Below are 25428 nucleotides of genomic sequence, written 5' to 3'. Positions count from 1 at the left end.
ATATATTCATTTACCGCTGTTTCGCCTGTCCTTTGTTCGTCACAACCGTATAGTTGCCGAACTCATTGACGCTCAGCGTAAATGTGTCACCATCCAGTTCGCCCTGGATGATCTTCCATTTTCCTTTTTCATCTTCGCGTGACCCGAACTGGATCTTCACATTGCTGTCTGTTGCAAATGCCAATGTGAATGCCGAACTCAAGTCGATGTCGATTTCAGTTCCTTCGGAATCAGTCACAGCAATGTCGAGCTGCTGCGTCAATGTTGGACGGTTGTCCACCGTTGACGCGTCGTCGACAGCCAGTTCAAGATTGAAGCCCTGTCCAGCAGCCATTGCCAATTGCTGAAGGTTTTGGGCTGTCAATGTAATGTCCGCTTCTGGCAGCTTGATCAACAGATCTTTTCCGCTTTCGAGCAAATCTTCGATCGTTCCTTCAGTAAATTCGATTGACAATTCACCTTCAGCATTAAATTCGCCTGCAGTGATGACAGCCGTTTCACCTGTGAAATCAGGATCCGCTTCCTGCTCTCCTGGCACTGCCGGCAGGGAAAAATCGATTTGTGCAAGCAATGGATCGTGGTCGGATGCGCGTCCATGTTCTTCCATAAACATGGCATTGATATGGACCATATCAAGTTCCGTGCGTTCCGCCAGATTGTTCGTCACCAACAGATGATCCAAAACCTGTGAATTGCCCTGGTAATAATAAGAGAAGCGATCTTCCAGCGGCACATCCTCGACTTTATTCGTCAGGATATCGCCTTTCAACGCTTCCATCGCCGGTGTAAATTCAAAATCGTTCATATCTCCGGCAACGATGACATTCAAATCCGGATCCTGTGCAAGTCCTTCTGCAACAAATTCGTTGATCGCTGTTGCCAATTCGATGCGTTCTTCAACTGAACCGAAGAATGGCGGCTGGTTTTGACCGAATAAGCCCTGGTCTCCACCTTTTGAATTCAAGTGTGCGCCGATAACCACTACCTGCTCGCCCTGGAAATCAAATTGAGCGGCAATCGGTTTGCGCGTATTCGGCATCGGGATCGGCTGGATGCGGCCGGGATTCAATGACAACTCGCCATCCACCCATTCCGTATCCTGAGTAGCCGTTCCTTTTGTGCCTTCAGAAAGTGCTACGCGATCCGGATTGTACAGATAGCCGACGCGGATATTTCCGCCGGGCTGGCCGCCGTCCTGATTGTATTCAGGAGCGATATCCGTCCAGGCATATTCAGGGCCGCCCGCCGCTTTGATATCTGCAACGAGGCGCTCATAGCTGGCCGTGGCGTCACTGTTGCCAGAGCCAATCGGACCATCGCTGTCCTGCACTTCCACCATGACGATGATATCCGGTGAATTCAGGTCATCCACAAACGATTCAGCGATGCGCTGAGCTTTTGCATTTGAAGTGTGGCTCGGATCTGCCGAGTAATTTTCGACATTATATGTTGAGACGGTTAGTTTGTCTTCAGCATTTTCAATCCATGTTTCTTCGGGTGTTGTTCCGCCGTCCACGATTTCTGGAAGTGTACTTTCATCTGTCCAGATCTGGTAGTTGCCAAAACCGTAGCCAAGAACGCCTACTGGATTTTCAGCGAATGTGTCACCAGCTTTTGCAACGACACTTCCACCCGTGGTGACCGTAATGCGTTCCGGGTTGTAGTCTTCTTCAGAAAGAAGGATCCCGCCCTGTTTGTGGAACTCATTATTTGTCGCGTTTTTGGATACGACGAATACTTCGCCGTATTTCTGTGGCCCGACGATTTGTGCGTCAGCCACGCCAACGCGCATCAATTCAAGCGATTCCCAGAAATCAATGCCGTCTTCTTCGGGATCGAATGAGGTCAATCCGTCATTGTCGATAATTTTTGTTGGAGGGAACACGTCTTCCCCGATGATCAACGCTTCAGGAAGTTCAGCCGTCCCGTCTTTCACAACATCCGTTGAACGGATGCGTGTCAGCGGCAGGTCATTGTTTCTCATATCCGAATACCCTTTGTAGAACCATTCTTCCACTGTGCCCGCAACTGTGACCAAGTCACCAATCTGGAAATCGCTGCTGGCGTTAGATTTGTTGACAAGAATGGCTTCTGAAGTCTTCCAGTCTCCATCGTCGTTCGGGTCCTGGATGACAAAGTTTGCGCCGTTATAGAAATGCGTGATGACACCGGTCACTTCATTGACGGAAGCGTCTTCATACTTTGAGTAATGGCTTTGTCCTTGAATATCCCGGATTTTCAGGTCCGTTACTTTCAAGACAGTGTATTCGAACGTGAACACTTCCGATGTCTGGTCTCCGACTGCGATTGCTTTAATCACTGTGTCTTCGGCCAACGTGATCGGCGATGAATATTGCGGACTGGCTGCAGTTGGTTCTGAGCCGTCCAGCGTGTAATGGATCGCTGCATTTTCCCAGCCTGACTGAAGCGTAATTTCGACACCTTCAGAAACGACACCCGGGAATACGTCAGTGTAAACTGCCGGTTTGTTGACAAGATCAAAGCTGTCGAGACCGAGCGTCTTAACTTGATAAGTGTCTGTGAATTTAGATGCAATCCCTGTCAGATGGATCTCATCGCCTTCTTTGTATTGCTGGGCGAAACGCTCGAAATCGAGACCGTTGCGGTTGTCATTGCGTACAACAACCGTTTCGCCATTTTCAGCGGCAGCTGTAAATTCGAAAGTGCCGTAATTATTGACTGCCGTCAGGTTTGTAATCGTCACATTGCGCAATTCGATCCGTTCTCCCTGCGTTTCTTCGTTCACTCCTGCGGGTGTAACCGTTTGCAAAACAGGAAGCTCGTTGCCGGAAGACAGCACGTCAACCGTATTCGGCTGCAATTGCAATTCTCCGTTGTACTCAGAAACAGAACCAGTCAGACGGACGATGTCCCCTGGAGAAACCGCTGCACTGGAAGTGTAGACGTAAAGTCCGGCTGTTTCATCCTGGACGTAGAATGCGCTGCCGCCCCAGAAACCGGTGTCGGTTGTCACTGTTGCATCAACTTGGATCAATTCACCTTTCATTGTGCGGGCTTCGGCCAAAGAGTCGACTGCTGTAGGTTCTGCTGGCGCTTCGCCTTCAGAAAGGATTTCGAATGATGATGCTGAGCGTAAGCCAGGGACTGTAAAATAAGTACCTAGAGTTCCCGTGATATTCACTTCAGCTTTGAAATTCGTTGGATTATCCACCAGATTCAGTCCGCTACGGATTGAACCTGACGGCAATTGCACCGGCAAGATTTTCGCCGGATCGGTTTCATCCGGGGAATCCGCCAAGCCTAAATTCGTAGCACTTGTAAATGGTGGTTCCTGGTTATAATTTGTTCCACTTGTGGCGGTGCCAACGATATAACCGTTAACCGTGGCCGTTCCAGAGTTATTCGCGATTGCTTCCGCGACCGTGATCGGCTCTGCGGCATCGGCAGTTGCCATATACGGCAAAGCTGCTGACAGCACCAAGATAAAGCTGAGAAAAATTTTGCTGAATGAGTTTTTCGTCAAACTATTCACTCCCTCTTTCAAATTTTCTTACAATATAATTATACAAGAAGGATATTAAAGCTTTGTTAAATTTTTGTAACTTACTAATAATTATACCCGATAGTCCCGAATTTACGAAGATGTATGATGAGTTATTGATTTAATATTCATTTTAATCTGTAAATTAACGGGAGTAATCTGTGTACAGAAATGTCGACAGTCTGTATCCTAATTTTCACAAAAATTAAGTTATGTTTTGAACAAGAAGCGAATCAGGATTGCTGAAACAGCTCTGAAAAGTTTCCGGGCGCAGATGAACGGGAATAAATAAACCAGACCGTTGGCTCATGGCCTGAAAGGAAGGAACTGTATGGATCCGATAAAATACTTGAAACGATTTGATGCATATCCCGTCAACGAGCTCTACTTGCAGGATTTGGCAAGGCTGCAATCCCTTCATATGCAGCATGTGCCTTTCGAAAACCTGGATGTAATCCGCAAAGTGCCTATTTACCTCAATCTGGAAAGCATTTATGAGAAAGTGGTCCGCCAACAGCGGGGAGGATTCTGCTACGAACTGAATGGTTTGTTCTGTCACCTTTTGAAAGAGCTTGGTTTCGACGCCAAACTGATTTCTGCCACCGTAGTGAAACCGGATGGCAGCTATGCAAAATCGGACACTCATGCTGCCATCATCGTACACCTTGACACTCCTTACCTGGTGGATGTGGGATTCGGCGATTCAACCATCAGTCCGATACCGCTTGGAGGCGAACGCCAAACAGATAACAGCGGCACCTATAAGATAGAAGAAACTGAACATGGTTTATATAAATTGACACGAGAGCATGAGGGGGAAGAAAAAATACTGTACCTCTTTTCACTGGAAGAAAAACAGCTCCAGGATTTTCATGAGGGCTGCGTTTTCAATCAGGTGTCGGAGAAATCACCTTTTACGCATGACGACATCGTGACCAGAGCCACCCCGGAGGGACGCATGACCCTTACCGGGACCACCCTTACCCGAACTGTAGATGGGAAGAAGGAAAAACAGCAATTGACGGAATCAGAAAAAACAGCCGTGCTGGAAAGCGAATTCGGAATCGTCCTGCCGACAGAAAAGCCTCTTCAATGATGAAGAGGCTTTTTCCAGGCTGTCGAGAAACCGACAACTTCTCCAATCATTTCGCTCTAGGCGGACGCTTCATTCTGTTTTGTGCAGAATGGAAGTATCCACTTTCTAGCTTGCAACATACATAAAGTGTATTCCTTTATAGAAAGTGATCTGAGATATGGAGCAAAACAGCGAAGACGCCCAGGGGAGCAGGCGAATGCCGACGAAGTGCAAGATCCACTCGGACGAAGTGAAACGAGACCGAGTTAGCTCAGCGCAAGCCCCCAGGCAAGCGAAGCTGTTTTGCGGAATATCGATTTTAATGTTTCTTTCTCAACAAGCTGAGAAAAGCCTCTTCAATGATGAAGAGGCTTTTTCATGTATTCCCTTTTCTGCGGCGTTTCCATATCGAATAGGCAGTAAACAGGACCGCCAGCAGCAGGCCCGTTCCGTAAAACTCCATTTTGTAAGCATCAAAAAGCTGCGCAAAACGGTCATAATTGCCATTCAGATAATCACCGAAATACAACATCGCAAAGCACCACGGGAAAATGCCGACAAAGGTAAGCAGCAGGTATTTCAGCAACCCGACCTCGCTGATGCCTGCCAGATAGGAAATGTAATTCCCGATTCCGAACGGCCGCGATAAAGCGATGCTCCAGATGCCGTATCGATTAAAGAGGCCTCTCGCTTTGTCCAACCCTCTGCGGATTTTTTTCCAGAGAAGATGCTCCATTTTATTGCCGATGAAGTATGAAATCAGGCTCGCTGCACTATAAACCAGCGCCATCACGGCTGCAATCCCCCCATGCCGCCAAGCGACATATCGAGAATCCCGCCGTACGCCAGGACGACGATTATGCCGAGGAAAGGAATAGAAGAGCCTTCGAGGAAAATTGCCGCCAGTAAACCGGCCACTCCCAAGTCTTCGAGAAAGCCTAATGTCTGTTCGATGATCAATTGGATATCCATCGCGCTCAGCCCCGCTCCAGCATCATTTCGATTGCCCGGTACTGTTCGTCCGAATTCTTCAATTGGAATGATTCCGTATACCGGCTCACTTCATTATTGTAACGCTGCAGCTGTTCTTTATCGTCCAGTGTCCGGCAGGTAAATTCCAGTGCATCGGCCCCGTCCGGGACAACGAATACCAAACCCATTCCGTTCAGCACCTGCAGGTTCACCTGTTCCTGTCCGGGCAATGCACTGGAAATGAAAATGGGAGTTTTTTTGCGCAACGCTTCCGAGACCGTGACCCCGCCGGGTTTGCTGATGATTGCATCTGTCCATTCGTACAGCTCATTCATTTCTTCCTTGGAAGAAATATAGGGAAAGGCTTCGGCAAAATCCCCTGCCAGCTGTTGGATATCATCGTACAATTCTTTGTTGGCTCCACACAATACCCTGACCCGGCAATTCAGGTTTTCTTGCCCGCTATCAAGCAGCTCTGAAATATTGCCCAGTCCGAAGCTGCCTCCCGTCATCAAAATCCGGTAAGGTGGCGCGGCGTTTTTCTCGTTGCCCCCGCTCCCGGACTCAAATTCTCTGCTGACGGGAATCCCGGTGATGAATATGTTGCTTTTGTCAATGCTGTACTTGGAGGAAAGTTCATTTTTCATCGCCTGGCTTGGTACAAAATGATACTCAATATGGCTGCACCCCCATACATCATTTATGAAAAAATCGGTGTAAATATTAAGTGCCGGGACATCACAATGGCCTGCCTCTTTTAAGCGGTTGATGAACAGGGACGGAAAACCGTGTGTCGAGACAATCAGATCCGGCTTTTCCCGCGCGAGGATCTCTTTCACTGTTTTCATAAACAGTAATTCATAGGCTTTATGAGGGCGTTCGCTCTTGCTGCGATATGCGAATTTCCGGTATGTCCAGGCATAGGTTTCCGGATAATGCCGAATCCATTGCAGATATGCTTTCACAATCCCATTTTCGACCCCACTGTTCCATTCGCTGAGGATATCCACTTTTTTGTATTCGATTTCTCCGGAATTCAAATCGATGCTGTCACAAATGGCATCAGCCACCTGATGATGCCCTGATGGCATGCTTTTCAGCAAAGGGAAAAAAAGTATTTTCTTCATTGCACCACCTCCAGCGCTACCGCAGATTGCCCGTAGTCAATGACAGGGCTGAGAAAAGGATAGTTCTGCATATCGCCCCGATGAATCATGGCCAGATTCTCAGATGCGAACAGGTCCCGCGGCGTCATAAGAGCCGGCGGTTTATCCGCTATTCGGATTTCACCGGCAGCCAGGGCTTCGGCAACGAATTGCGAGCAGAAGTAAGCACCTTTGCGGTTGAAGTTATAATTCAGTGCCACAGCGAACAAGCCGGTGAAATTGTATTTGAACAGATGCTGTTCCCGCTCCATTTTTTGCACATAAGCCCAGATTTGGCGGTAACTTTCTTCATCCAGTTCCATTTTGCAGACAGCACAATCAGCCCGCTGAAAAAGATGGTCCCTGACATCTTCTTTCACAAATCCCCCGATAAACGCATTCCCTGCTTCCTTCCGGCCAAAGCTGTACATTTGGCTTAAATCCTTTGAAAAGGAAAGCGAGACGTGGGTGAATGGATATCTTGTATAATTCTTTATCATTTTTGACAAATTTGTTTTTGTATCGGTGAACACGATGTAAATTTCCATCATTTCATCTCCCTGGCACACAGTCCGAAACATTCGATATTCCATACAGCAAAGTTTATCTTTCTCTTTAAAAACCCGCATCCTTCGCCAGTTCAGATCCAATTGAGACCCCAGGTTCAGAAAATATCAGGACATTTATGTCTACATGTATAAACGATTGAAACAGTTCAAAGTTTCATATTTATGTAATTTTCTGTTAGATTTACTCCCTATTATAGTCCTAATTCCGATAAAAAGAACCAGAAAGTTTGTTAAGAATTTATGAATGCAGAAAAAACCCGCTCACGTGGGAGCGGGAAAAATCCGATCAAAGTTTAAATTAGATGCCTCTCCCGATCTCCAGGATTTTCATAAGGCGGGTTGTGGCATTGTACAGCAGATCCCCACTGTTTTTCATGGCATCCGACAGGCTTAAGGGGCCTTCCGCAATGGGCATGACGGCCCCAATGCCTGCCTCTTCGAGTTTCTCTGTGCCCGGGCCGAGTGAACCTGCAAAAGCGATTACCGGGACACCCTGTTTTTTCGCAATCCGACCTATGCCCACCGGCACTTTCCCGAAAAAAGTTTGGCCATCGATCCGGCCTTCTGCCGTGAGAATAAGGTCTGTTGCCTCCAATTGCTCTTCCAGTCCGGCCAGTTCGACCATCAATTCCAACCCGCTTCGAAAGTCAACTTCCAAAATTGTCCGGAGCAAAAAGCCCGCTCCTCCCGCAGCTCCGCTTCCCGGGGCATCAGCCATCGCCCTGCCGGTTTCCTGCGCTGCCAGTTCCGAAAAATGACGCATGCCCTGTTCGAAAAATGCAAGTTTGTCTTTTCCTACCCCTTTTTGGGGACCGAACACAGCGATGGCCCCTTCTTTACCAAGAAGCGGATTGGTGACATCACCGGCGACTATGAATCTGACTGCTGTCAGCCTCCGATCCAGACCGGAAAGGTCCATTGCCGAAATCCTGTCCAGCAGCCCACCGATCCAGGAGATTTCGTTAAGGTCCGCCCCAAGAAACCTGACGCCAAGCGCCTGAAACAATCCGCTCCCGGCATCTACGGTCGCACTGCCGCCAAGGCCGAGAATAATCGTTTCCGCCCCTTTGTCCAGCGCGTCTTTTATCAACTCACCCGTGCCATAACTGGATGCTTTTTGCGGGTCCAATTCCGCCGGATCCAGCAACGGCAGACCGGATGCGGCCGCCATTTCAATGATGGCGGTTTTTTCATGCTCCATCCAGCCGTACATGGCTTCGATTTCCCTGCCAAGTGGATCGTGCACACGGCAGCTAACCTGTTTACCGTCCTGGTTCCAAAGAACCGCTGCAACGGTACCTTCCCCGCCATCGGCCATCGGAATTTGTACAGTCTCAATCGTTGGATCCATATCCAAAATCGCCTGGTTTATAACTCGGGACGCCTCAACACTGGTGAGAGATCCTTTGAACGAATCCGGTGCTATCAAGATTTTCATAACGAGCCTCCCGTTTGCTTTCGATTAATAGGAGCGTAGCAGGCATCCCTTTCTTCGGCAAATTATATTTTCTTGCCTGTCTCCAGAAGCGTTGTCTCCACCACATCCACAAACCTCCTGATTTCCGCTTCCCGCGTCTCCCTGAAAAACGATATCCGGATGAACTTTCTTGCCGCATCACTTTCCACACCCATTGCGAGCATCGCGGACATCGCTTCCCCGGCACCGATTTTACAGGCGGTCCCCGTCGAAATGGCAACCTGATGGCGGTTGCATTCCAGCATCATCCACTGCCCTTCGACATGCGGCAAAAGGAGACCCTGTATAAATGGCGACTTTGTTGATCGATCGCCTGCCGACAAGATGCTTGCCGGTAAAATACCGAAAAGTAATGCTTGGAGTTTTTCTGCATTGCGCAGATTTTCCGGCTGTTCCGCTACTGCATGCTTTGCGGCAATCGTCGCAGCTACGATGCCCGGAACGTCGAGGGTGCCAGCCCGAAAGCCATTTTGATGTACCGTCCCGTCGATAACCGGCTGCCAGTGGAGGCCGGGATCCAGATAAACGATGCCGACGCTTTTGGGTCCTCCCACTTTATGTGCTGAAAAAACGGCGGAAGCGACTCCACTTTCTTCCAGGTCGACCGGAAGTTTGCCGAGCCCCTGTACCATGTCGGAATGGAGCGGCACGCCGTATCGTTTGGCAAATTTGGCACAGCCGGCAACGTCCTGTATTGCGCCCATTTCCGAATTGACGAGCTGCATGACGACCAGGGCTGTTTCTTCACTCACTGCTTGCTCATATGTTTCCATTTCCAAAATTCCCGTTTCATCAACAGGCAAATAGCGGATCTTATACCCTTCCTTTTCGAGTTCATGCAATACACCCAATACAGATGCATGTTCGAGTTTCGTCGTGAGTATGGTTTTGCAATGGTCGGGCCGGCCCTTCAACAGAGAGCGGATTGCCAATTGATTGCCTTCCGAAGCACTGCCCGTGAAATAAAATCCGTCCGCCCGCACATTCAATAACCGGCCCCAGATGCGACGGCAGGCATCCAGGTAATTCGAAGCTTCTGTACCCGCATCGTGAAGGCTTTGGGTATTGCCGAAAGCACTTTCAGCCGTTTCCAGATACGCCTGGAGCGCTTCTTTTCTCATTGGCACGGTTGCCGCTGCGTCCAAATAACTTTTCATCACTCTATCAAAATCCCTTCAAAATGCATTTTTCCTTGTAATCACTGTAGCTTTATGTCATTAATAGTGTCAAGACACTTGTAAAGAAGGTGTAAAGTTTGTTTGATGTTTGCATAATCGGCGGCGGTGTTGCCGGGCTGATGCTTGCCCATTCCCTGCCGCCTCATTTTAAGATTGCTGTTTTGACGAAAGGTGCGCCGGCAAACGCGAACTCCACCCTTGCGCAGGGAGGCATCGCCGCAAGCCTCGATTTTCTTGATTCACCAGAAGCGCATGCGCAGGACACGCTGCAGGCCACAGCCGGTCATTCAGCCCCTGAGCGGGTGGAAATCCTGACCCGGGAAGGCGCATCGGCAATCCGCGAGCTGATGGCAGACGGACTGCCCTATGACAAAGACGATGCCGGACAGCCCTTGCTCGGTATGGAGGGTGCACACAGCATCCGCCGCATCCTCCATTCAAGCGGTGACCAGACCGGCAAAATACTGATGGCGTATTTAATGAAGAAAACCGAAAATCGCATCCAGTTATTTTCCCATCACCAGGCACTCGAACTGTTGGTAAAAAAAGGGGAATGCCTTGGTGTCATTGCTGCTGACAAGAACGGTCAACGGCATGTATTCAAAGCTCGCCACACCGTACTGGCGACAGGCGGTGTCGGTGGTTTATACAGCAACACTTCCAACTCGCCTGTCGCGGAAGGTGAAGGCCTTTCGCTTGCCTACCGCGCCGGTGCCATTCTGGAAGACCTGGAATTTGTCCAATTCCACCCCACGATTCTGACCATCGGCGGAAAATCCAAAGGCCTCATTTCAGAAGCGGTCCGTGGCGAAGGGGCCCTGCTGGTCGACAAAGAAGGTCGCTCCATTATGGAAGGCATCCATCCGTGGAAAGAACTTGCTCCGCGGGATATCGTCGCACGCGCCATCGAATCGCATTGGCAACTGCAGGGCCCTGTGTTTTTGGACGCAAGACATATAAGTGATTTCGGTGATAAATTTCCTGCCATCCTGAAAAATTGCCTGGCGCAGGAACTCAACCCGGTAACAGAGCTGCTGCCTGTCCGGCCCGGCGCACATTTCCATATGGGCGGCGTGAAGACCGACGACAAAGGCGGCACCAACGTACAGCGGCTTTATGCGATTGGCGAGGTCGCCTCCACCGGCGTGCACGGCGCCAATCGCCTGGCGAGCAATTCGCTGCTTGAATCGATTGTTTTTGCAAAAAGGCTGGCCGGCAAACTTTCAGAGACTTTCATCGCCGGGTCCGACGATGTCCATATAAAGGACTGGAATGTTGCTGCTCTACCGCCTCCTTTTCTATTGCCGCCCCACCATCTATTGGGTACGAATATGACAAAGTCCGTCGGCATAGTCCGAGACAAAAAAGAGCTGGCAGAATTCATTCGCAAATTTCCTTTGCAGAGCGTCGACGACTTACTCACCCTGAACAACAAAGAGATCAGCAGCTTCCACAGGTCGACCGCCTGCACGCTGTTGGCAACAGCGGCATATTTGCGCGATGAGAGCCGCGGCGCACATTTTCGGCGGGACCGCCCCTCCCTGTCGGCTCATTGGCAGGGAAAAGTCATTGAACTGTCGGTGGACGGAATCGCATTCACTGACCGCAAAATCCACAGCAAGGAGACAGTCTGATGAACAGATTACTGGCAGAAAAAGCATTAACACATTTCTTACTGGAAGATATCGGGGAACGGGACGCATCCTCGGTCATTTTTAATGAAAGGGATACCGGCACGGCAATCGTTCGCTCCAAAGCGGATGGGGTTGTTGCAGGATTGCAGATCTTCGAATGGGGCTACCGCCTGTTGGATCCCGCCATTGCCGTTGAAAAACTGAAACAGGATGGCGATCAGGTGTCCCCTGGCGAGCCGCTGGTACGAATCACCGGGGATGTGGCCCAAATTCTGGCGGGTGAGCGCGTTTTCCTCAACCTGGTCCAGCGCATGAGTGCCATTGCCACTTTGACGCGCCATTGCGTGGATACACTCAACTCCCGGCATACCCGCATTGTCGATACCCGGAAAACCACCCCCGGGCTCCGGATGTTCGAAAAATACGCCGTAAGGGCAGGCGGCGGTTCCAATCACCGGAACGGCCTGTATGATGCGGTCATGCTGAAAGACAATCATATTGCAGCTGCCGGATCGATCACAGAAGCAGTAAAAAAAGTCCGTGCAGCGCACGGCCATATGATGATGGTCGAAGTGGAAGTGGAAACGGAGCAGCAATTGGCAGAAGCGATAACGGCCGCACCGGACGCCATCATGTTCGACAATCAGACACCGGATACAATGCGGCGCTGGGTCAAGCTGGTTCCCGCTCCGATACGGACAGAAGCTTCCGGCGGGATCGATTTGGCCTGCCTCGAAGATTACCGCGATACCGGAGTCGATGTCATTTCCATCGGTGCCTTGACGCATAGCGTCAGCAATCTGGATATGACCATGAACTTAAGCGTTTCACAAAAGGAGGAAATTACACGATGACTTCATTGCTTGATGAACTTCAACTGGCGGATGCAATGCCGGCCCATTACCTGTCAGCACCAACCGAAGAATTGCATGCGCGGGCAACACGCGCGCGTGAACTTTTGGGCGAACGCCTTTATATACTGGGCCACCACTACCAGAAAGACGAAGTGATCCGCTATGCGGACGTGACCGGCGACTCTCTGCAGCTCTCGCAGATCGCCGGCAGCCAGACCGCTGACTACATTCTTTTCTGCGGCGTACATTTCATGGCTGAAACAGCCGACATTTTAACGTCTTCTGAGCAAGCGGTCATCCTTCCGGATATGCGCGCCGGCTGTTCGATGGCCGATATGGCCAATATCGACCAGACGGAACGGGCCTGGCTCCAACTGCAGGAACTGTTCGGCGATACGATCATCCCGCTGACGTACGTCAATTCAACAGCGGCCATCAAAGCATTTGTGGGCCGCAACGGCGGGGGCACCGTGACTTCATCAAATGCGGTGGAAATGGTGGAATGGGCTTTGAGTCAAAAAGAGCGCATGCTGTTCCTGCCCGACCAGCACCTTGGCAGAAACACCGCAATAAAGCTCGGCATCCCATTGGAACAGATGGCGATATGGGATCCCATCAAACAAAAATTGGAACTTCAATGTGAATTGGACGACGTAAAAGTGATTCTCTGGAAAGGACATTGTTCGGTGCACATGAATTTCCTGCCGAAGCATGTGGAAATTCTGCGCGACAAAGAACCGGACCGCAACATCCTTGTCCATCCGGAATGCACCTATGAAGTGGTCAGCATTGCTGATTATGCCGGCTCGACAAAGTACATCATCGACATGATCGAAGCGTCGGAACCAGGCTCAAAATGGGCAATCGGCACGGAAATGAACCTGGTGAACCGGCTGATCAAAGATTATCCGGACCGCGATATCGTATCGCTCAACCCGTATATGTGCCCTTGCCTGACCATGAACCGAATCGACCTTCCCCACTTGACCTGGGTGTTGGAAGAATTGGTGGAAGGACGGGTCATCAACCGGATTTCCGTCGATCAAAAGACTGCCGACGAAGCGGTTATGGCGTTGAAAAAAATGATGCATACCGGTTGAGATAATAACTGCAGCAGCCGAGAATCAGCAACATAGTGCCGACGCGTCATATTTATGCCGATTCTATGCTCAGCTTAAATAGGGTAGAAAAGCAGTAGCGCTGTGCGCAGGATTCCAGACACAGAAAAGCCCGGACATCGATTTTCCGATGTCCGGGCTTTTCTTTTGGTTCAATACGTTAACGCTTTTTGATACAACCAGGTCTTCAGGTGTCCAATCGAGGGGAAATCGATGGATTCGCCGGTTGTTTTGTTTTCCGCTTTAATGATTACATCAAACTCATTTGGAGTAAATAACCAGCCTTCGTTCATCAATGTACGGGTCATTTTGACAATCATGCTTGAACCTTTGATCGTTTCTAAACTCATCGGTCTCAACTCCTCTTTTAAGGTGAATTGCTTCTCTATATTTTATTTCAACTTGAAGATAATTGAAAGCTTAATGATTTATACCTTGTTTTCCCGCTTCATAAACCTGTTTATTTACACCTTCATATTAATATTATGTAATCATAAAATCATACAAAAAAATTATATACTATTTGTATAGGTATTTAACTTTAAAGTTAAATACGGCCAAAGAAAAACAGGAATCACAGCTGATTCCCGTTTGGTTCTTTGCATATGGAATTTATATGTGCTGAGAGGATGTTCTTCGTCTTCTCAGCCCTATTCTCCGTTCCGCGCAGCATGGCATCCATCGCCAAGCCGTCCATCAATGCATATAATCTGTCCGTTTCCAGGCCCAGATCGGTATCTTTCTTCAACAGGTTCAGCATAACAAGGTTCGACAGAATGGATTTTACTGCCTGATAAATGCTGTCACGGCCTGCATCATAAGATTTTCCGGTATATTTGGACTGCAGTTTGAAAATCAGCCTGGCTTCAGCCGCCGCTTCCCCCCTGTCGGCACCGGGCAATAATCCGTTCAGCAACTGCAGTATTTTTTGCTGTGGTTGCAGGTCTACCATGAAGAGTTCCGAAGTTCTTTCCGCAAGAATGGCATGAATGAGGTCTTCGGTAAAAGCCAGCAGCTCTTCCTGTGATGCGAAATAATAACGCAGCGCACCAAGCGTGATTCCTGCCTCCTTTGCAATATTCCTGACGGAGGCTGCTGCTACCCCCTCTTTTAAAATGATTCTCCATGCGGCATGTGCAATATCCAGTTTTTTGGTTTCGTGATCAATTAGTTTTGGCATACTTCTATTTTATCAGAATACTTTTATTATTCAATATATTTAATACGACTGTATGGAATAAAACCACTCACCTATTTTTATTCCATACACTTGTATCATCAAATAGTTAATAACTTTGCTGCTTTGTGGATAACCCTCTTTTGCTGTGGGTTACTCCCAACCCCTTTCCACAAAAGATTCGACATTTTCAACTCCCACCATCCCTAACGGGAATATGATCTTGAAGTCCAAACTTTGGAATTGTGCCGGTCAGCATTTCATTGCATATAAAAACCGCACCGGAGGTTCCCGGTACGGCATGTTGTTTGTTCCACTGGTCAGTCTGGTGTGATCTTATAGTCCACGATTTCGATCATCATCTTTGAACGGGCCTTTGTCTTTCTTTGTTTCTTCATCAATGTCGGCTTCTTCCCGGCGAACCGTTTCGCTGACATGTTCCGTGTCTTTGACTTTGCGTTTACCGACTACCAATTCTTCGTTGACTACATCGTCTTTGGAAACATTTACGCGCTCCTCATTAACATCAACATGGATCGAGTCATCTTTTCCAATTCCTCCGCGGTCTATTAAGCCGGAATCGGTCGCATCATTTACCGGACGTCGTTCCACATATACTTCTTCGCGTTCCACTGGCACGTCGATTGATTGTTCTTCTTCAACTACGTGCTTGCCGACATTAACCTCACCCGTTTGTACACGCTCTTTGTCGACGTTCAAACGCTCTTCATGAAGCTTCATGCTTTCTTCAGATCCGGCATCGGTGCTGCTGCCGCGGCTCAAGTCCCCACCTGCGCCTGTCGTGCTTCCGGTGGCATATGAGCCGGACGTGCCTGAAAAGTCCCGGTCCACATACAACAGGATGCGGCCGTTTTCAACATGCCTGCCGTAATCCGAATCATATGACGGGTCGTCACTTACGTTACGGTACGAACTTCTTTCTGTATCATCGCTTGAGAAAAGATTCGTGAACTTATCTTTCCAGTTGCTGTCTTTGTCTCCGGATGTGATGTTCGTTCTGGTCTTGTCCTGAAGAGTATCAATATTGGCGCCATCTTTAGCGACAACGTACATATCCTCTTCCCGGTAGCCCTGTTCCTTCAGTTCTTCTATTTTCTTGAAAACCTGTGCCTGCAATTCAAAAGTACCTACCAATTTGTCATTGTTATTATTATTATTTTTCATCATTCTAAAACCTCCAATAAATTGTGATTTTTTTATCGACGAAACTATAAATTGTCTACCCGATAGGTGCTATATTAAACATTCACGCTTGAGAAGGCCTGGCCAACAGGAAAATTCCAGCGAGGATTTACTTTTTATAACCGCCTGCCGGGCCTCCACTTTCGTCGATGTCGACTTCTTCACGGCGGATGGTTTCTGAAATGTGTTCGGTGTCACTGACTTTTCTTTTGGTCACCACAATCTCTTCTGTGACCACTTCCATTTTCGTAACAACAAGCCTTTCCTCGACGATAGGGATATGGAGTTCATCCCCAACCTGATAGGGCTCCTTTTTCAACTCTTCATCCGGATTGCCAGTATCCGTGACCGGTCTGCGTTCCACGCTTACGTCATCCCTTTCTACTGGCACATCCATATGCTGCTGTTCTTCCACAATCCGCTTGTTTACGTTAACCTCGCCGGTCTTCACCCGCTCTTTATTCACTTCGAGCTGCTCCTCGTGCAGCAACAGGCTCTCCTCACCCGTTCCGGAAAGCTTCTTGCGTCGCTCTTTCCGGCTCATTTTAGGCGTCTCTTCAAACTCATTGGCCGGATCCTGTGAATTTTCGAAAGCGCTGGAGCCTGCCGCATCTTCGGTGTCCCGATAAATTTCATCATCCGCAAACAGGAAAATTTCCCCGTTCTCGATACGGCGATTGTAGTCTTCGGCTTCACTTCTGCTGAATCCCATTTCCTCAAAGACATGTTTCAACGAGCTGTTTTCTGAAAAAAGTTCTTTGAATTTATCGATCCATTCCCCGTCCTGCTCCGTGCTGAAGTGCATGTCTGAATGGGAACGCAATTCATTGATCTGCTCATTGTCTTTGGCAATGACATACATATTGTCCGAAGGATAGCCTTCTTTTTTCAATTCTTCAATTTTTTCATCAACTTCCATTTGTGCGCCAAAAAAACCGAAACGCTTATTGCCCTTTTTATCCATTGTATCCATACCTCCAACAATCGATTTTGAATACTTTTGTCCATATAGACTCACTACCCTCTGGCATTTCAATCAAAACTATCCGAAGTTTAGGACAATCAAAAAGCCCCGCCGGTAAAGGAAGGGCAACTCAAGGAATTTCTTACTTTTTCGCACGGTTTTTATAATCTCTTTCAATATCTTTTTTCCAGCTGCGGTCGAGTGATTTCCCTGTCCGGAACGATGTCACGGCTTTGCTGAGGACATCATAATTCAGCTGTGTTCCTTCAGCATCCGCGTGATACTCGACGGCGAATTCTTCTGCCACCCCGAATTTTTGTGCAGTTGCGACAGCATGGATATTCGCGCCCAGAAAGACGAATTCCCAATTGGCATCAGCCTTTTGCGCCGCAATCATTTCGTGAATTTTCCGGTACCCGTATTCGCAGCTTGCATTTTCCATGCCATCTGTCGTGATGACGAACATCACTTTGTCCGCGCGTTCCTGTTCCAGTGTCCGCTGCTGGGCATTGCTTATTTTCTGGATAGTCGATCCGACGGCGTCGAGCAACGCCGTCATGCCCCCGACTTCGTAATCCGTTTCCGTCAGCGGGGAAATCCCTTTCAGGGAGATTCGGTCGTGAAGCAATTCATATGCCTGATTGAAAAGCACGGTGGTGACACGAACATCACCGGGAAGCTTCCGCTGTTTTTCCACCAATGCATTGAAACCGCCGATGGTGTCCCGTTCCAAACCAGCCATCGAACCGCTCTTATCGAGAATAAAAACCAATTCCGTCATTCCATTTTTCATATACAATTCCTCCTCAAGTTTTCTTAACAACTTAAGGATACGATTTAATAGAGACAGACAGGTCGCTTCAGAAGCGACATTTTTTGCCCTGGGGAGCAATTCTCTTACGCCGTCTGCTGATCTGCCCAACCGTTTCAGTCCGGTGAATAGAAATCGTTGAAATATTTCCGGAAGAGTTCATCGTCCCAAGCGAGGCGGTATTTCAGCTCCTGAAGACAGGCATCTTCATATGGATCGGCTGCCTGGTCTTTGGGCTGTTGTGAACCGGTCTGTTCGGACTCTGGCCGAAAGGGAATTGAAGCACCCTGTGTTTCCGTACCCGAATCGGATTCCGCCTTTTCCCAAAGCTCCCCGGCAAAAACGGCAAGACCGGACCTCTCCAGTTCTTCCCGCTCCGCCAGTTCCACTGAACGGAAACACGTAAACAGCAGCTGGATATCATGGACCGACAGCCGCTTTTTACCCGTGAAAAGCTCCATCGCCTCTTCTTCCAGTTTTCGGATCAGCGGAATCTCCCTTTTTCTCGCGCGAAGCTCATGGACTATGCTCATATAATACCAGCTTTGCTCACGCTTCCCTCTTTTGAAGCGGCCCCATACAGCGTTCCCCTGCTTCAGGACATCGGCCTGTACCGATCGGAGATTGTGCAGCTTATCAGCCAGGATGAGGTAAAGTTCCTCTGTGGAGTGGGACGGCAGATTGGCAATGGTATGCTGTTTCCGTAATTCCCAGGAAAGAGTTTTATCGGGTTCGGACGCGGCTTTGACAAGCATCAGGATTTCCTCCCCAAAATGCTCGAACAACTCTTCCTCCGTTACCTCGGTATCTTCTAGCGTGTCGTGCAATAGGCCGGCTGCAATCAGGCTGTCAGGCTGCTTTTCTTCCATCAGAATCATTGCCACACCGAATGGATGCGTGATATACGGGATATTCGAACCTTTGCGGTATTGTCCATCATGCTTGATGGCGGCAAAACGGGCTGCTTTATCAATTAGCGGATTCATGCTCTAACCCCTTTCTCTTTCGGTTTCAAAAGACTTGCTGTTGCAATAATCTTATCATACTCAAACCCCTCTATATGCCGGTTTTATTTGCAGCGGAAATTAATGCATACCAATCCCAGAATATTTACAGACAATTCAATTAAATAAGTTTATACTAAAAATGTAATAAAATTGAAAGGAGAATGTCCATGAAAAAAATCATCAAATCTCTGGCTGTTGTGGTTCTTGCTGGATCGATTGCTTCGCCTGCCGCTTTTGCCGAGAGTGAACAGGCAAAAGAATCGCTGGTGGCTCTCGGGGATTCCATCCCATTTGGCCTTAACCTGGGCCAGACCAATCAAAACCCTTCGAAAGCGGCTTATCCGTTTCTTATTGGTGCTGAAGACGACCTGCGTGTCAGGAACCTCGGCGTATCAGGCTGGCAGAGCGATCAGTTGCTTGATGCCCTGGAAGCTGAACAGAAATACCGCCAGGCTGTTAAACATGCTGATTATGTCACCATCACAATCGGCAATAATGACCTCCTGCAAATTCTGCGTGAGGCAGGAAATGAAAGCGCGGGAGACCTCGTTCTGTTCCAGCAATTGCTGATGCAAAAGTTGGGTGCCAGTGATGTGGTCGCCAATATTTCAGCCACTATCCTTGAAACCCGTTCACTGACGGATGCTCCCATTGTGCTTTACAACGTCTACAATCCATTCCAGGTGAATGATCCGCTACACAATGTAGCCGATTCAGTCTTGCCGGGCATCAATCAGATGTTTGCCGCTTTGGCAGCTTCCAGTGAAAATGTCTACCTTGCAGATGCCTATAGCGCCTTCGGCAACGACCAGGCATTATATGTTATCTCCGGTGATATCCATCCGACTGCCGCGGGCCAGCAGGTCCTTGCACAAATCGGCAGCGACGCATTCGGCTTTGAGTGAAAAAAAGGTCCCGTCCGCGACTATGCGGACGGGACCTTTTTTGCTACTCCTTCCCATTTGAAGGGAATTATTGGAGATTTTTCAGTATTTTGGATAATGGATAAATGCCGATACTCTGAATGACCAGTGACAGCAGGATGGCGGCAAAAGAAAGAGATACCAGAATCTGGTCATCACCTCCGGCAGTTTCTTCCAGCCAGAGCAATAAGGCGACTGACATCGCGCCTTTTATGCCAGACCAGGCGGTTAATGTGATTGTGGAGAAATCATTTTTGAATTCCTGACGCCAAATCGGAACCCCGTAGATGAAGGCGGCTATAACGATAAAACGGATAATGATGGCAAACAGAAAGATTGCAACTGCAAACCACCATTCTGAAAATGCCAAATAGTCAGCTCCCCGGATACCGATCAAAAGAAACAGGACGGCAAGCAGCACGGGTGTGACGATATCCCAAAATCCGTCGAGAGATTGCTGCAGGTTGTCTTCCTCGATTTCCTTCCTCATTTCATACGAAACGAAAATGCCGGCGGCCACTGTCGCCAGTACACCCGACACCCCAAATGCTTCACCGATATAAAATGCACCGTAAGCGCCTATTATACTCAGCATGACATGATACTTTTTGTCTTTCGTGAAGCGGATTGTCTTGCTCATCAGCCAACCGATCAGAATGCCGAGCAGCAGGCCGCCGAATGAGACCACCAAAAGTTCCGTGACGAAGTTCCAGACTGAGAAGCCATTCCCAGTCTGAAACACTGTCAGGAAAATGGTGAAAAATACGATGCTGGTACCATCATTGATCATGGACTCCCCTTCCACCACATCCGCTATTTGTTCGGCACCGCTGCTTTCCTTCAGTATAGTGGTGACCGAGACAGGGTCAGTAGGGGCCAGAATTGCTGCCAGCAGAAAGGATGCGGAAAATGATACTGCGGTAAACACCGTTCCCGCCAGATAAATGGAAAGTCCCAGCAAAAAGACGACGGCAATCATGCCGATCGAACTCAATGTGACGATGATGCCAATATTTGCCCGCAATTGTTTCAAAGGAAATTGGTATGCGGACGTAAAAAGTATGGCCGGAAGAAAAATGTTAAAGATAATATCTTTTGAGATCTTGAAATCCTCAAAATACGGCATAAAGGATAAGCCCAATCCAATCAGGACCAACACCACGGGCACCGGAAAAAAGTTCTTTTTGATATCAATCGTGTAGACGATATAACCGATAAATAACAGGAGAAGCAATTGATGAGTGCCCACTCAGACGACCTCCTTGAGGTAACTAGCCTTTTCTCACTAAATATCCTGTACAGGTCCGGTTAAACGTCCATCAAACAAAAGAGCGCCAACTCCCAATGACAAGGAGAGCTGATCTCAAGATTAAAAATCGGCTTTATTTGCTGCTGTTGGAATTATAGATGAACTTGGCCAAACGGAGCTGCCTGCTCATCGGTCATTTTTTTCCATATGCCGGCGCAATTTAATCAGCGATTGATGAAGCCGGCTTTTGATGGTACCTAAAGGTGCCTCTTCAATCAGTGAAATTTCGGCCAGTGTATACCCTTTCCAGTAAAAAAGATTAATCGTGCGTAGCTGTGCAGCGGTTAAGCATTTCTTTGCCTGGATCATGTCATTCTTATCAATCAGCCGCTCGATTTCATCGGATACCGTTGCCTGTTCCAGTAACCGGTCATCCCCCGCCGCCTGCTTCGATCGTGTGTGTGCATGTTCCTGACGGAAATAGTCGATGCAGACATTCCTTGCAACTGTCAAAAGCCAGTTGACAAAACTCCCTTTGGCCTCATCGTACCTGCTGTCTGTTGTCCACAGCTTCAAAAAAACCAACTGACTGATTTCCTTCGTTTTCTCGGGGTTGCCATTGCAAAGCTTAAACACAAAATGATGGACCAGCTTCGTGTAACGGCAGTAAATTTCCTCCAATGCAGCGCGTTGTTTCTGATTGACCAGCTCCATCAATTCCCTGTCGCTTTTCCGGTTCATTGCAGTGCACACCTTCTCCCTGCAGTTTCTTGTTTGCAGCCAGGATTTTTCACGAAGCGGAAATAAATGCGTTGATTTTCAAACCTGATCACCGGTTTATGCGTTACTTATAATATAGAGAATATTCCGATAAATTGGAAGCGATTCTATACAGCAACAAGTTTTGAAACCGATCGATTCCGTCTTTCATCCTTCTCAACCCTTTGTCCATCCGCTCTTTGTCGAGTTTGCAAATACCAGATAAAGGAGTGCAGAAAAATGGAAAAACGCTTGTTCCTTTTCACAATTCTTTTCACATTCATTTTTATGGCGGCATGCGGCAATGACCAGACAAATTACATGGGAGGAGACCCTACCCCTCCAGAGGAAACTGAAGAACCTGCCGGAACAGAAGAGTCCGAACAGGTTTTACGGGTGATGGAAAATGATGCAACCGGGGAATATCTTGCTGATTCCGACGGGATGGCTCTTTACTACTTCACAAATGATGAGCCTGAAACAAGCAATTGCGCCGATGACTGTCTCGCTAATTGGCCTGCTTTTACAGTCTCGGATTTGGAGGTGCCGGAAGGTTATGAGGAAAGCGATTTCGATACGATTACACGGGACGATACTGGAGAAGAACAAGTGACCTACAAAGGATATCCTCTTTACTATTTCATAAACGATACGGTCGAGGGAGATGTTAACGGCCAGGGCTTTAGTGGCGCCTGGTATATCGTAAATGATTCGACGGAATTTGCTGAGTGAGATCGGGGGAGTTAATTTCCATAAGGCCGTTGTTGCATTTTTTGCAACACCGGCCCTTTTTTCATTGCCAGTTCATTCATGAGGACCGGGTAAGTCGCATCAATCGTACCGGAACTCCAACCATTTGCGATTCTCTCGTCCAAATCTGAATCAGTCTTATGTATTTCCATTATAATTTGGTCATTGACTACATACGCGATATAATGAAATCTGCTCGTAATAAATTAAGAGGTGAAACTTTTGAGAAGTGGAAATCCAAGTTTGAAAAAAGAAGCATTTGAAAAATTTGATACTGTCGGCTCCGGCCAGACAATGACCATCCAGGGAACGGTAAACAAGACATTGATTTTGATGCTCCTCCTGCTGGCCACATTCGTCTATTCCTGGAACCAGTTTGTAAGCAATCCGGGCAGCGTGCTGCCGCTTATTCTGATTGGCGCAATCGGCGGCCTGATTGTAGCACTGATTACCATCTTTGTCCCGAAGATATCGCCGTTTACGGCTCCGCTTTACGCATTATTGGAAGGGTTATTCCTCGGTGCAATTTCGGCACAATACGAAGCACAATACGGCGGCATTGTCTTCCAGGCCGTTCTTCTGACAATGGGCGTACTGTTCAGTTTGTTATTCGCCTATAAATCCGGTTTCATCAAAGTCACACAAAACTTCCGGATGGGTGTGGTCGCTGCAACCGGTGCCATTTTCCTCGTTTATGTCTTTTCATTTATCGGCGGCTTTTTCGGCTTCAACATCCCACACCTGCACGAAGCGACTCCGATCGGCATCGCCATCAGTGTTGTGATTGTCATCATCGCGGCTTTGAACCTCGTGCTGGATTTCGATTATATTGAAAATGCTGCGTCCAGCCGCGTTCCGAAATATTTTGAATGGTACGGAGCTTTCGGCCTTCTGGTCACATTGGTATGGCTGTATCTTGAAATTCTCCGTCTGTTGTCAAAACTGCGCAGCAGGTAATCAGGAAAACGTCCTTCGGGGCGTTTTTTTTAATCCCAATTTGAATGAAGTCACCGAATATGAATATTCAGATGCAACTTGCGTGACAGTTCCTGTTAGGTCTTATGTCCATTCGTTACTTCCGTTTCTTGAAACCATCCATTGCCGCACCAACAATCAGTCCAACTCCTGTCCCTATCCCGGCCCATATGACATTTCCGGTAATGATAAGACTTAAAGCTGCACCAATTGCCGTTCCGAATATCAGACCGAGACCGGTAAACGGTATTTTCGAATAATCGTATTCCTTCTTTTTATCCATAATGGATTCCTCCCCCTTTTGACTTGGAGCCCCTGATTCCGGGGTTCTGCTGTCGGGTCAGACTTGAATTGACCGTTTCCAATATCATAGCAATATTCCCTTGACAAAAGGAAGAATATTCAGTCAAAATGAGCGGATTTCTCTGCAAGTTGCTTTACACTTGAGGGGAGAGAACGACAGGAGATGAAGATCATGGAAATGGCGGCGGCCCTCATCGGCGGAATTGGTTTATTTATACTCGGGATGCAGATGATGACAGGTGCGTTGAAAGAGCTGGCAGGCGAGTTCATCAAAGATTGGATGAAGCGCATTTCCGGCGGGACCGGCCGCGCCATTTTTTCCGGCGCTCTGATCACGGCGATCATTCAGTCGTCGACTGCAGTAACGGTATTGACTATAGGATTTGTCAGTGCAGGCTTGCTGCCATTCCGGCAATCGATCGGCGTAATTATGGGCGCCAACATCGGCAGCACAAGCACGGGCTGGCTGGTGTCGTTCATCGGCTTTAAAGTCGATTTGCTGGCGTGGGCATTGCCGGTTATTGGCCTTGGGGTGCTTGCGCAGACGATCCTCCCCAAGAACAAGGCCGCATATGGCGAGGTTTTCGCCGGCTTCGGCATGCTGTTTCTCGGCATCGGAGTGCTGCAGGCAGGCATGGCGGACCTGCAGACGGCGGTATCATTCGAAGGGCTGACGAATATCTTTTTACTGGTGACGGTTGGGGCTGTGATGACAGTAATCATGCAGTCTTCGTCGGTTGCCGTGGCAACGACATTGACTGCGCTGTTCTCTGGCGTCATCGGCTTTGAACAAGCCGCATATCTGGTTATCGGGCAAAACATCGGTACAACATTTACCGCGGTGCTGGCAGCAATCGGCGCAGGGACAGCGGCCAAACGGGCGGGCTTGACGCATGTGCTGTTCAATCTGGGGACGGCGTTTCTTGCGGTGCTGCTCACCCCGCTTTTGCTGTGGACGACGCGTGGCCTGAGTACGGCTTTCTTCGGCACATTTGATGCGGCTGTCGGCATCGCCATTTTCCATACCCTATTCAATGTACTCGGTGTGCTGGCATTCGCAGCGGTGCTGCCGTGGTTCGTCCGTCTGCTGGAATGGTTGCTTCCGGATAAAGGCGACCCACTGCTGCATCATTTGGATGCGTCAGTGGCCGTCATCCCGGAAGTCGCACTTGAAGCTGCCCACCGCACCATCCAGCTGATTCTTGCAAAGCTTTTCGGTCTGGCACGCAATGCACTCGCTGGCGGGGCCACCAGTATTGAAGAGATTGCCCACTTGCATAATGCAGCGATGCAGGTGCGCACGTTTTTGACACAAATCGAAACGATGTCGCCTGATGTCTTCAATCGTCATGTGCAGATTCTGCATGCACTTGATCATATCGATCGTCTGCTGCAGGTGTTGAGTGAACCCGCCGCAAATGTCGCAGACCGCCTCCACCCAGGACTTGCCGAACGCTGGCTGCCATTGATGGGAAAAGCAGAGAAGCTCATTTTTGATGATAAAGCTATGCCTGCGCTGGCAGCGGAGCTGGGCGACGCATCAGCGGCAATGGCGAAGCACCGGAAAGTACGCCGCGATGAATATTTTGTCCGAGCTGCGAAATCCGGTGATGATCTGGACCTCGTGCTGAAAAAAGTCGATGCCCTGCTGTGGTACGATGGCGTGCTTTATCATTGCTGGCGTGCAGTAGCACGGCTGGGAGACTGAAAAATCATGTACACAAAAGGGAACTGGAAAAGTACCAGGAAATGCCCCAATAGC

At 48.6% G+C, this 25428-nt stretch carries 24 protein-coding genes; 8 read left to right on the top strand and 16 right to left on the bottom strand.

Going from position 1 to position 25428, the window contains the following annotated elements:
- Positions 1-10: 10 nt before the first annotated feature.
- Entirely contained in the window at positions 11-3514 is a 3504-nt protein-coding gene (locus DIJ65_RS07280; RefSeq protein ID WP_313903014.1) for a DUF6359 domain-containing protein, read from the bottom strand.
- Between the two features lie 340 nt (positions 3515-3854).
- On the opposite strand from DIJ65_RS07280, the gene DIJ65_RS07275 reads away from it, so the two are divergent.
- Complete coding sequence (locus tag DIJ65_RS07275; RefSeq protein WP_117300543.1) at positions 3855-4619, top strand: arylamine N-acetyltransferase family protein; 765 nt, start codon at positions 3855-3857, stop codon at positions 4617-4619.
- Positions 4620-4974: 355 nt separating this feature from the next.
- Here the strand turns inward: DIJ65_RS07275 and DIJ65_RS07270 are convergent, their stop codons facing one another.
- The 6 genes from DIJ65_RS07270 to DIJ65_RS07245 form a co-directional block, all read right to left on the bottom strand.
- Complete coding sequence (locus DIJ65_RS07270) at positions 4975-5388, bottom strand: DedA family protein (RefSeq protein ID WP_117300545.1); 414 nt, start codon at positions 5386-5388, stop codon at positions 4975-4977.
- Positions 5388-5570 carry a hypothetical protein gene (locus tag DIJ65_RS07265; protein ID WP_117300547.1) on the bottom strand — a complete coding sequence of 61 codons (183 nt, stop codon included), beginning with the start codon at positions 5568-5570 and terminating at the stop codon, positions 5388-5390. Before DIJ65_RS07265 ends, DIJ65_RS07270 begins: the two co-directional genes overlap by 1 nt.
- Positions 5571-5575: 5 nt before the next feature.
- The gene (locus DIJ65_RS07260; protein WP_117300549.1) at positions 5576-6697 is read right to left on the bottom strand and encodes an MGDG synthase family glycosyltransferase; all 1122 of its coding nucleotides are present in this window, start codon (positions 6695-6697) and stop codon (positions 5576-5578) included.
- Positions 6694-7263, bottom strand: a complete 570-nt coding sequence (locus DIJ65_RS07255) for a C40 family peptidase (protein WP_117300551.1) — start codon at positions 7261-7263, stop codon at positions 6694-6696. Before DIJ65_RS07255 ends, DIJ65_RS07260 begins: the two co-directional genes overlap by 4 nt.
- Before the next feature lie 319 nt (positions 7264-7582).
- Entirely contained in the window at positions 7583-8722 is a 1140-nt protein-coding gene (locus DIJ65_RS07250; RefSeq protein WP_117300553.1) for a glycerate kinase, read from the bottom strand.
- Positions 8723-8784: 62 nt separating this feature from the next.
- Complete coding sequence (locus DIJ65_RS07245) at positions 8785-9918, bottom strand: IscS subfamily cysteine desulfurase (RefSeq protein ID WP_117300645.1); 1134 nt, start codon at positions 9916-9918, stop codon at positions 8785-8787.
- A 98-nt stretch (positions 9919-10016) separates the two neighbouring features.
- On the opposite strand from DIJ65_RS07245, the gene nadB reads away from it, so the two are divergent.
- Genes nadB through nadA form a run of 3 tightly spaced genes read left to right on the top strand, consistent with a single transcriptional unit; the run spans position 10017 to position 13527 of the window.
- On the top strand, positions 10017-11573 hold the full coding sequence (gene nadB, locus DIJ65_RS07240; protein ID WP_117300555.1) for an L-aspartate oxidase: 1557 nt from the start codon (positions 10017-10019) through the stop codon (positions 11571-11573).
- The gene (nadC, locus tag DIJ65_RS07235; protein WP_117300557.1) at positions 11573-12427 is read left to right on the top strand and encodes a carboxylating nicotinate-nucleotide diphosphorylase; all 855 of its coding nucleotides are present in this window, start codon (positions 11573-11575) and stop codon (positions 12425-12427) included. Before nadB ends, nadC begins: the two co-directional genes overlap by 1 nt.
- Complete coding sequence (gene nadA / locus DIJ65_RS07230; RefSeq protein ID WP_117300559.1) at positions 12424-13527, top strand: quinolinate synthase NadA; 1104 nt, start codon at positions 12424-12426, stop codon at positions 13525-13527. The genes nadC and nadA overlap by 4 nt, the downstream gene beginning before the upstream one ends.
- A 170-nt stretch (positions 13528-13697) precedes the next feature.
- On the opposite strand, the gene DIJ65_RS07225 is transcribed toward nadA, so the two are convergent.
- From DIJ65_RS07225 to DIJ65_RS07200, 6 genes are all read right to left on the bottom strand, one after another.
- On the bottom strand, positions 13698-13895 hold the full coding sequence (locus DIJ65_RS07225) for a hypothetical protein (RefSeq protein WP_117300561.1): 198 nt from the start codon (positions 13893-13895) through the stop codon (positions 13698-13700).
- A gap of 224 nt (positions 13896-14119) precedes the next feature.
- Positions 14120-14725: a TetR/AcrR family transcriptional regulator gene (locus DIJ65_RS07220; RefSeq protein ID WP_117300563.1), complete on the bottom strand. Its 606-nt coding sequence runs from the start codon at positions 14723-14725 to the stop codon at positions 14120-14122.
- Between the two features lie 333 nt (positions 14726-15058).
- Positions 15059-15910, bottom strand: coding sequence for a YsnF/AvaK domain-containing protein (locus DIJ65_RS07215; RefSeq protein ID WP_230321303.1), 852 nt, complete (start codon positions 15908-15910; stop codon positions 15059-15061).
- A gap of 124 nt (positions 15911-16034) precedes the next feature.
- Positions 16035-16889: a YsnF/AvaK domain-containing protein gene (locus DIJ65_RS07210; protein ID WP_185959518.1), complete on the bottom strand. Its 855-nt coding sequence runs from the start codon at positions 16887-16889 to the stop codon at positions 16035-16037.
- Between the two features lie 142 nt (positions 16890-17031).
- Positions 17032-17682: a vWA domain-containing protein gene (locus DIJ65_RS07205; protein ID WP_117300567.1), complete on the bottom strand. Its 651-nt coding sequence runs from the start codon at positions 17680-17682 to the stop codon at positions 17032-17034.
- 134 nt (positions 17683-17816) lie between these two features.
- Positions 17817-18686, bottom strand: coding sequence for an HD domain-containing protein (locus DIJ65_RS07200; RefSeq protein ID WP_117300569.1), 870 nt, complete (start codon positions 18684-18686; stop codon positions 17817-17819).
- A 188-nt stretch (positions 18687-18874) separates the two neighbouring features.
- Between DIJ65_RS07200 and DIJ65_RS07195 the strand changes: the two genes are divergently transcribed.
- The gene (locus DIJ65_RS07195) at positions 18875-19612 is read left to right on the top strand and encodes a GDSL-type esterase/lipase family protein (RefSeq protein WP_117300571.1); all 738 of its coding nucleotides are present in this window, start codon (positions 18875-18877) and stop codon (positions 19610-19612) included.
- Between the two features lie 67 nt (positions 19613-19679).
- On the opposite strand, the gene DIJ65_RS07190 is transcribed toward DIJ65_RS07195, so the two are convergent.
- Together DIJ65_RS07190 and DIJ65_RS07185 are read right to left on the bottom strand one after the other, a co-directional pair.
- A complete protein-coding gene (locus DIJ65_RS07190) occupies positions 19680-20879 on the bottom strand; it encodes a cation:proton antiporter (protein ID WP_117300573.1) in 1200 nt (399 codons plus the stop codon).
- 186 nt (positions 20880-21065) lie between these two features.
- Positions 21066-21620 carry an RNA polymerase sigma factor gene (locus tag DIJ65_RS07185; RefSeq protein ID WP_117300575.1) on the bottom strand — a complete coding sequence of 185 codons (555 nt, stop codon included), beginning with the start codon at positions 21618-21620 and terminating at the stop codon, positions 21066-21068.
- A gap of 258 nt (positions 21621-21878) precedes the next feature.
- On the opposite strand from DIJ65_RS07185, the gene DIJ65_RS07180 reads away from it, so the two are divergent.
- Positions 21879-22370, top strand: a complete 492-nt coding sequence (locus DIJ65_RS07180; RefSeq protein WP_117300577.1) for a COG4315 family predicted lipoprotein — start codon at positions 21879-21881, stop codon at positions 22368-22370.
- A gap of 240 nt (positions 22371-22610) precedes the next feature.
- Entirely contained in the window at positions 22611-23345 is a 735-nt protein-coding gene (locus DIJ65_RS07175; RefSeq protein ID WP_117300579.1) for a Bax inhibitor-1/YccA family protein, read from the top strand.
- Positions 23346-23460: 115 nt separating this feature from the next.
- Here the strand turns inward: DIJ65_RS07175 and DIJ65_RS07170 are convergent, their stop codons facing one another.
- A complete protein-coding gene (locus DIJ65_RS07170) occupies positions 23461-23646 on the bottom strand; it encodes a hypothetical protein (protein WP_117300580.1) in 186 nt (61 codons plus the stop codon).
- Between the two features lie 183 nt (positions 23647-23829).
- Between DIJ65_RS07170 and DIJ65_RS07165 the strand changes: the two genes are divergently transcribed.
- Positions 23830-25374: a Na/Pi cotransporter family protein gene (locus DIJ65_RS07165; RefSeq protein WP_117300582.1), complete on the top strand. Its 1545-nt coding sequence runs from the start codon at positions 23830-23832 to the stop codon at positions 25372-25374.
- Positions 25375-25428 lie beyond the last annotated feature (54 nt).

Source organism: Planococcus salinarum (genome assembly GCF_007004625.1).
Taxonomy (GTDB): Bacteria; Bacillota; Bacilli; order Bacillales_A; family Planococcaceae; genus Planococcus; species Planococcus salinarum.
Note: the sequence above shows the minus strand (reverse complement) of the source record. Positions and strands in the feature narration are given on the sequence as shown.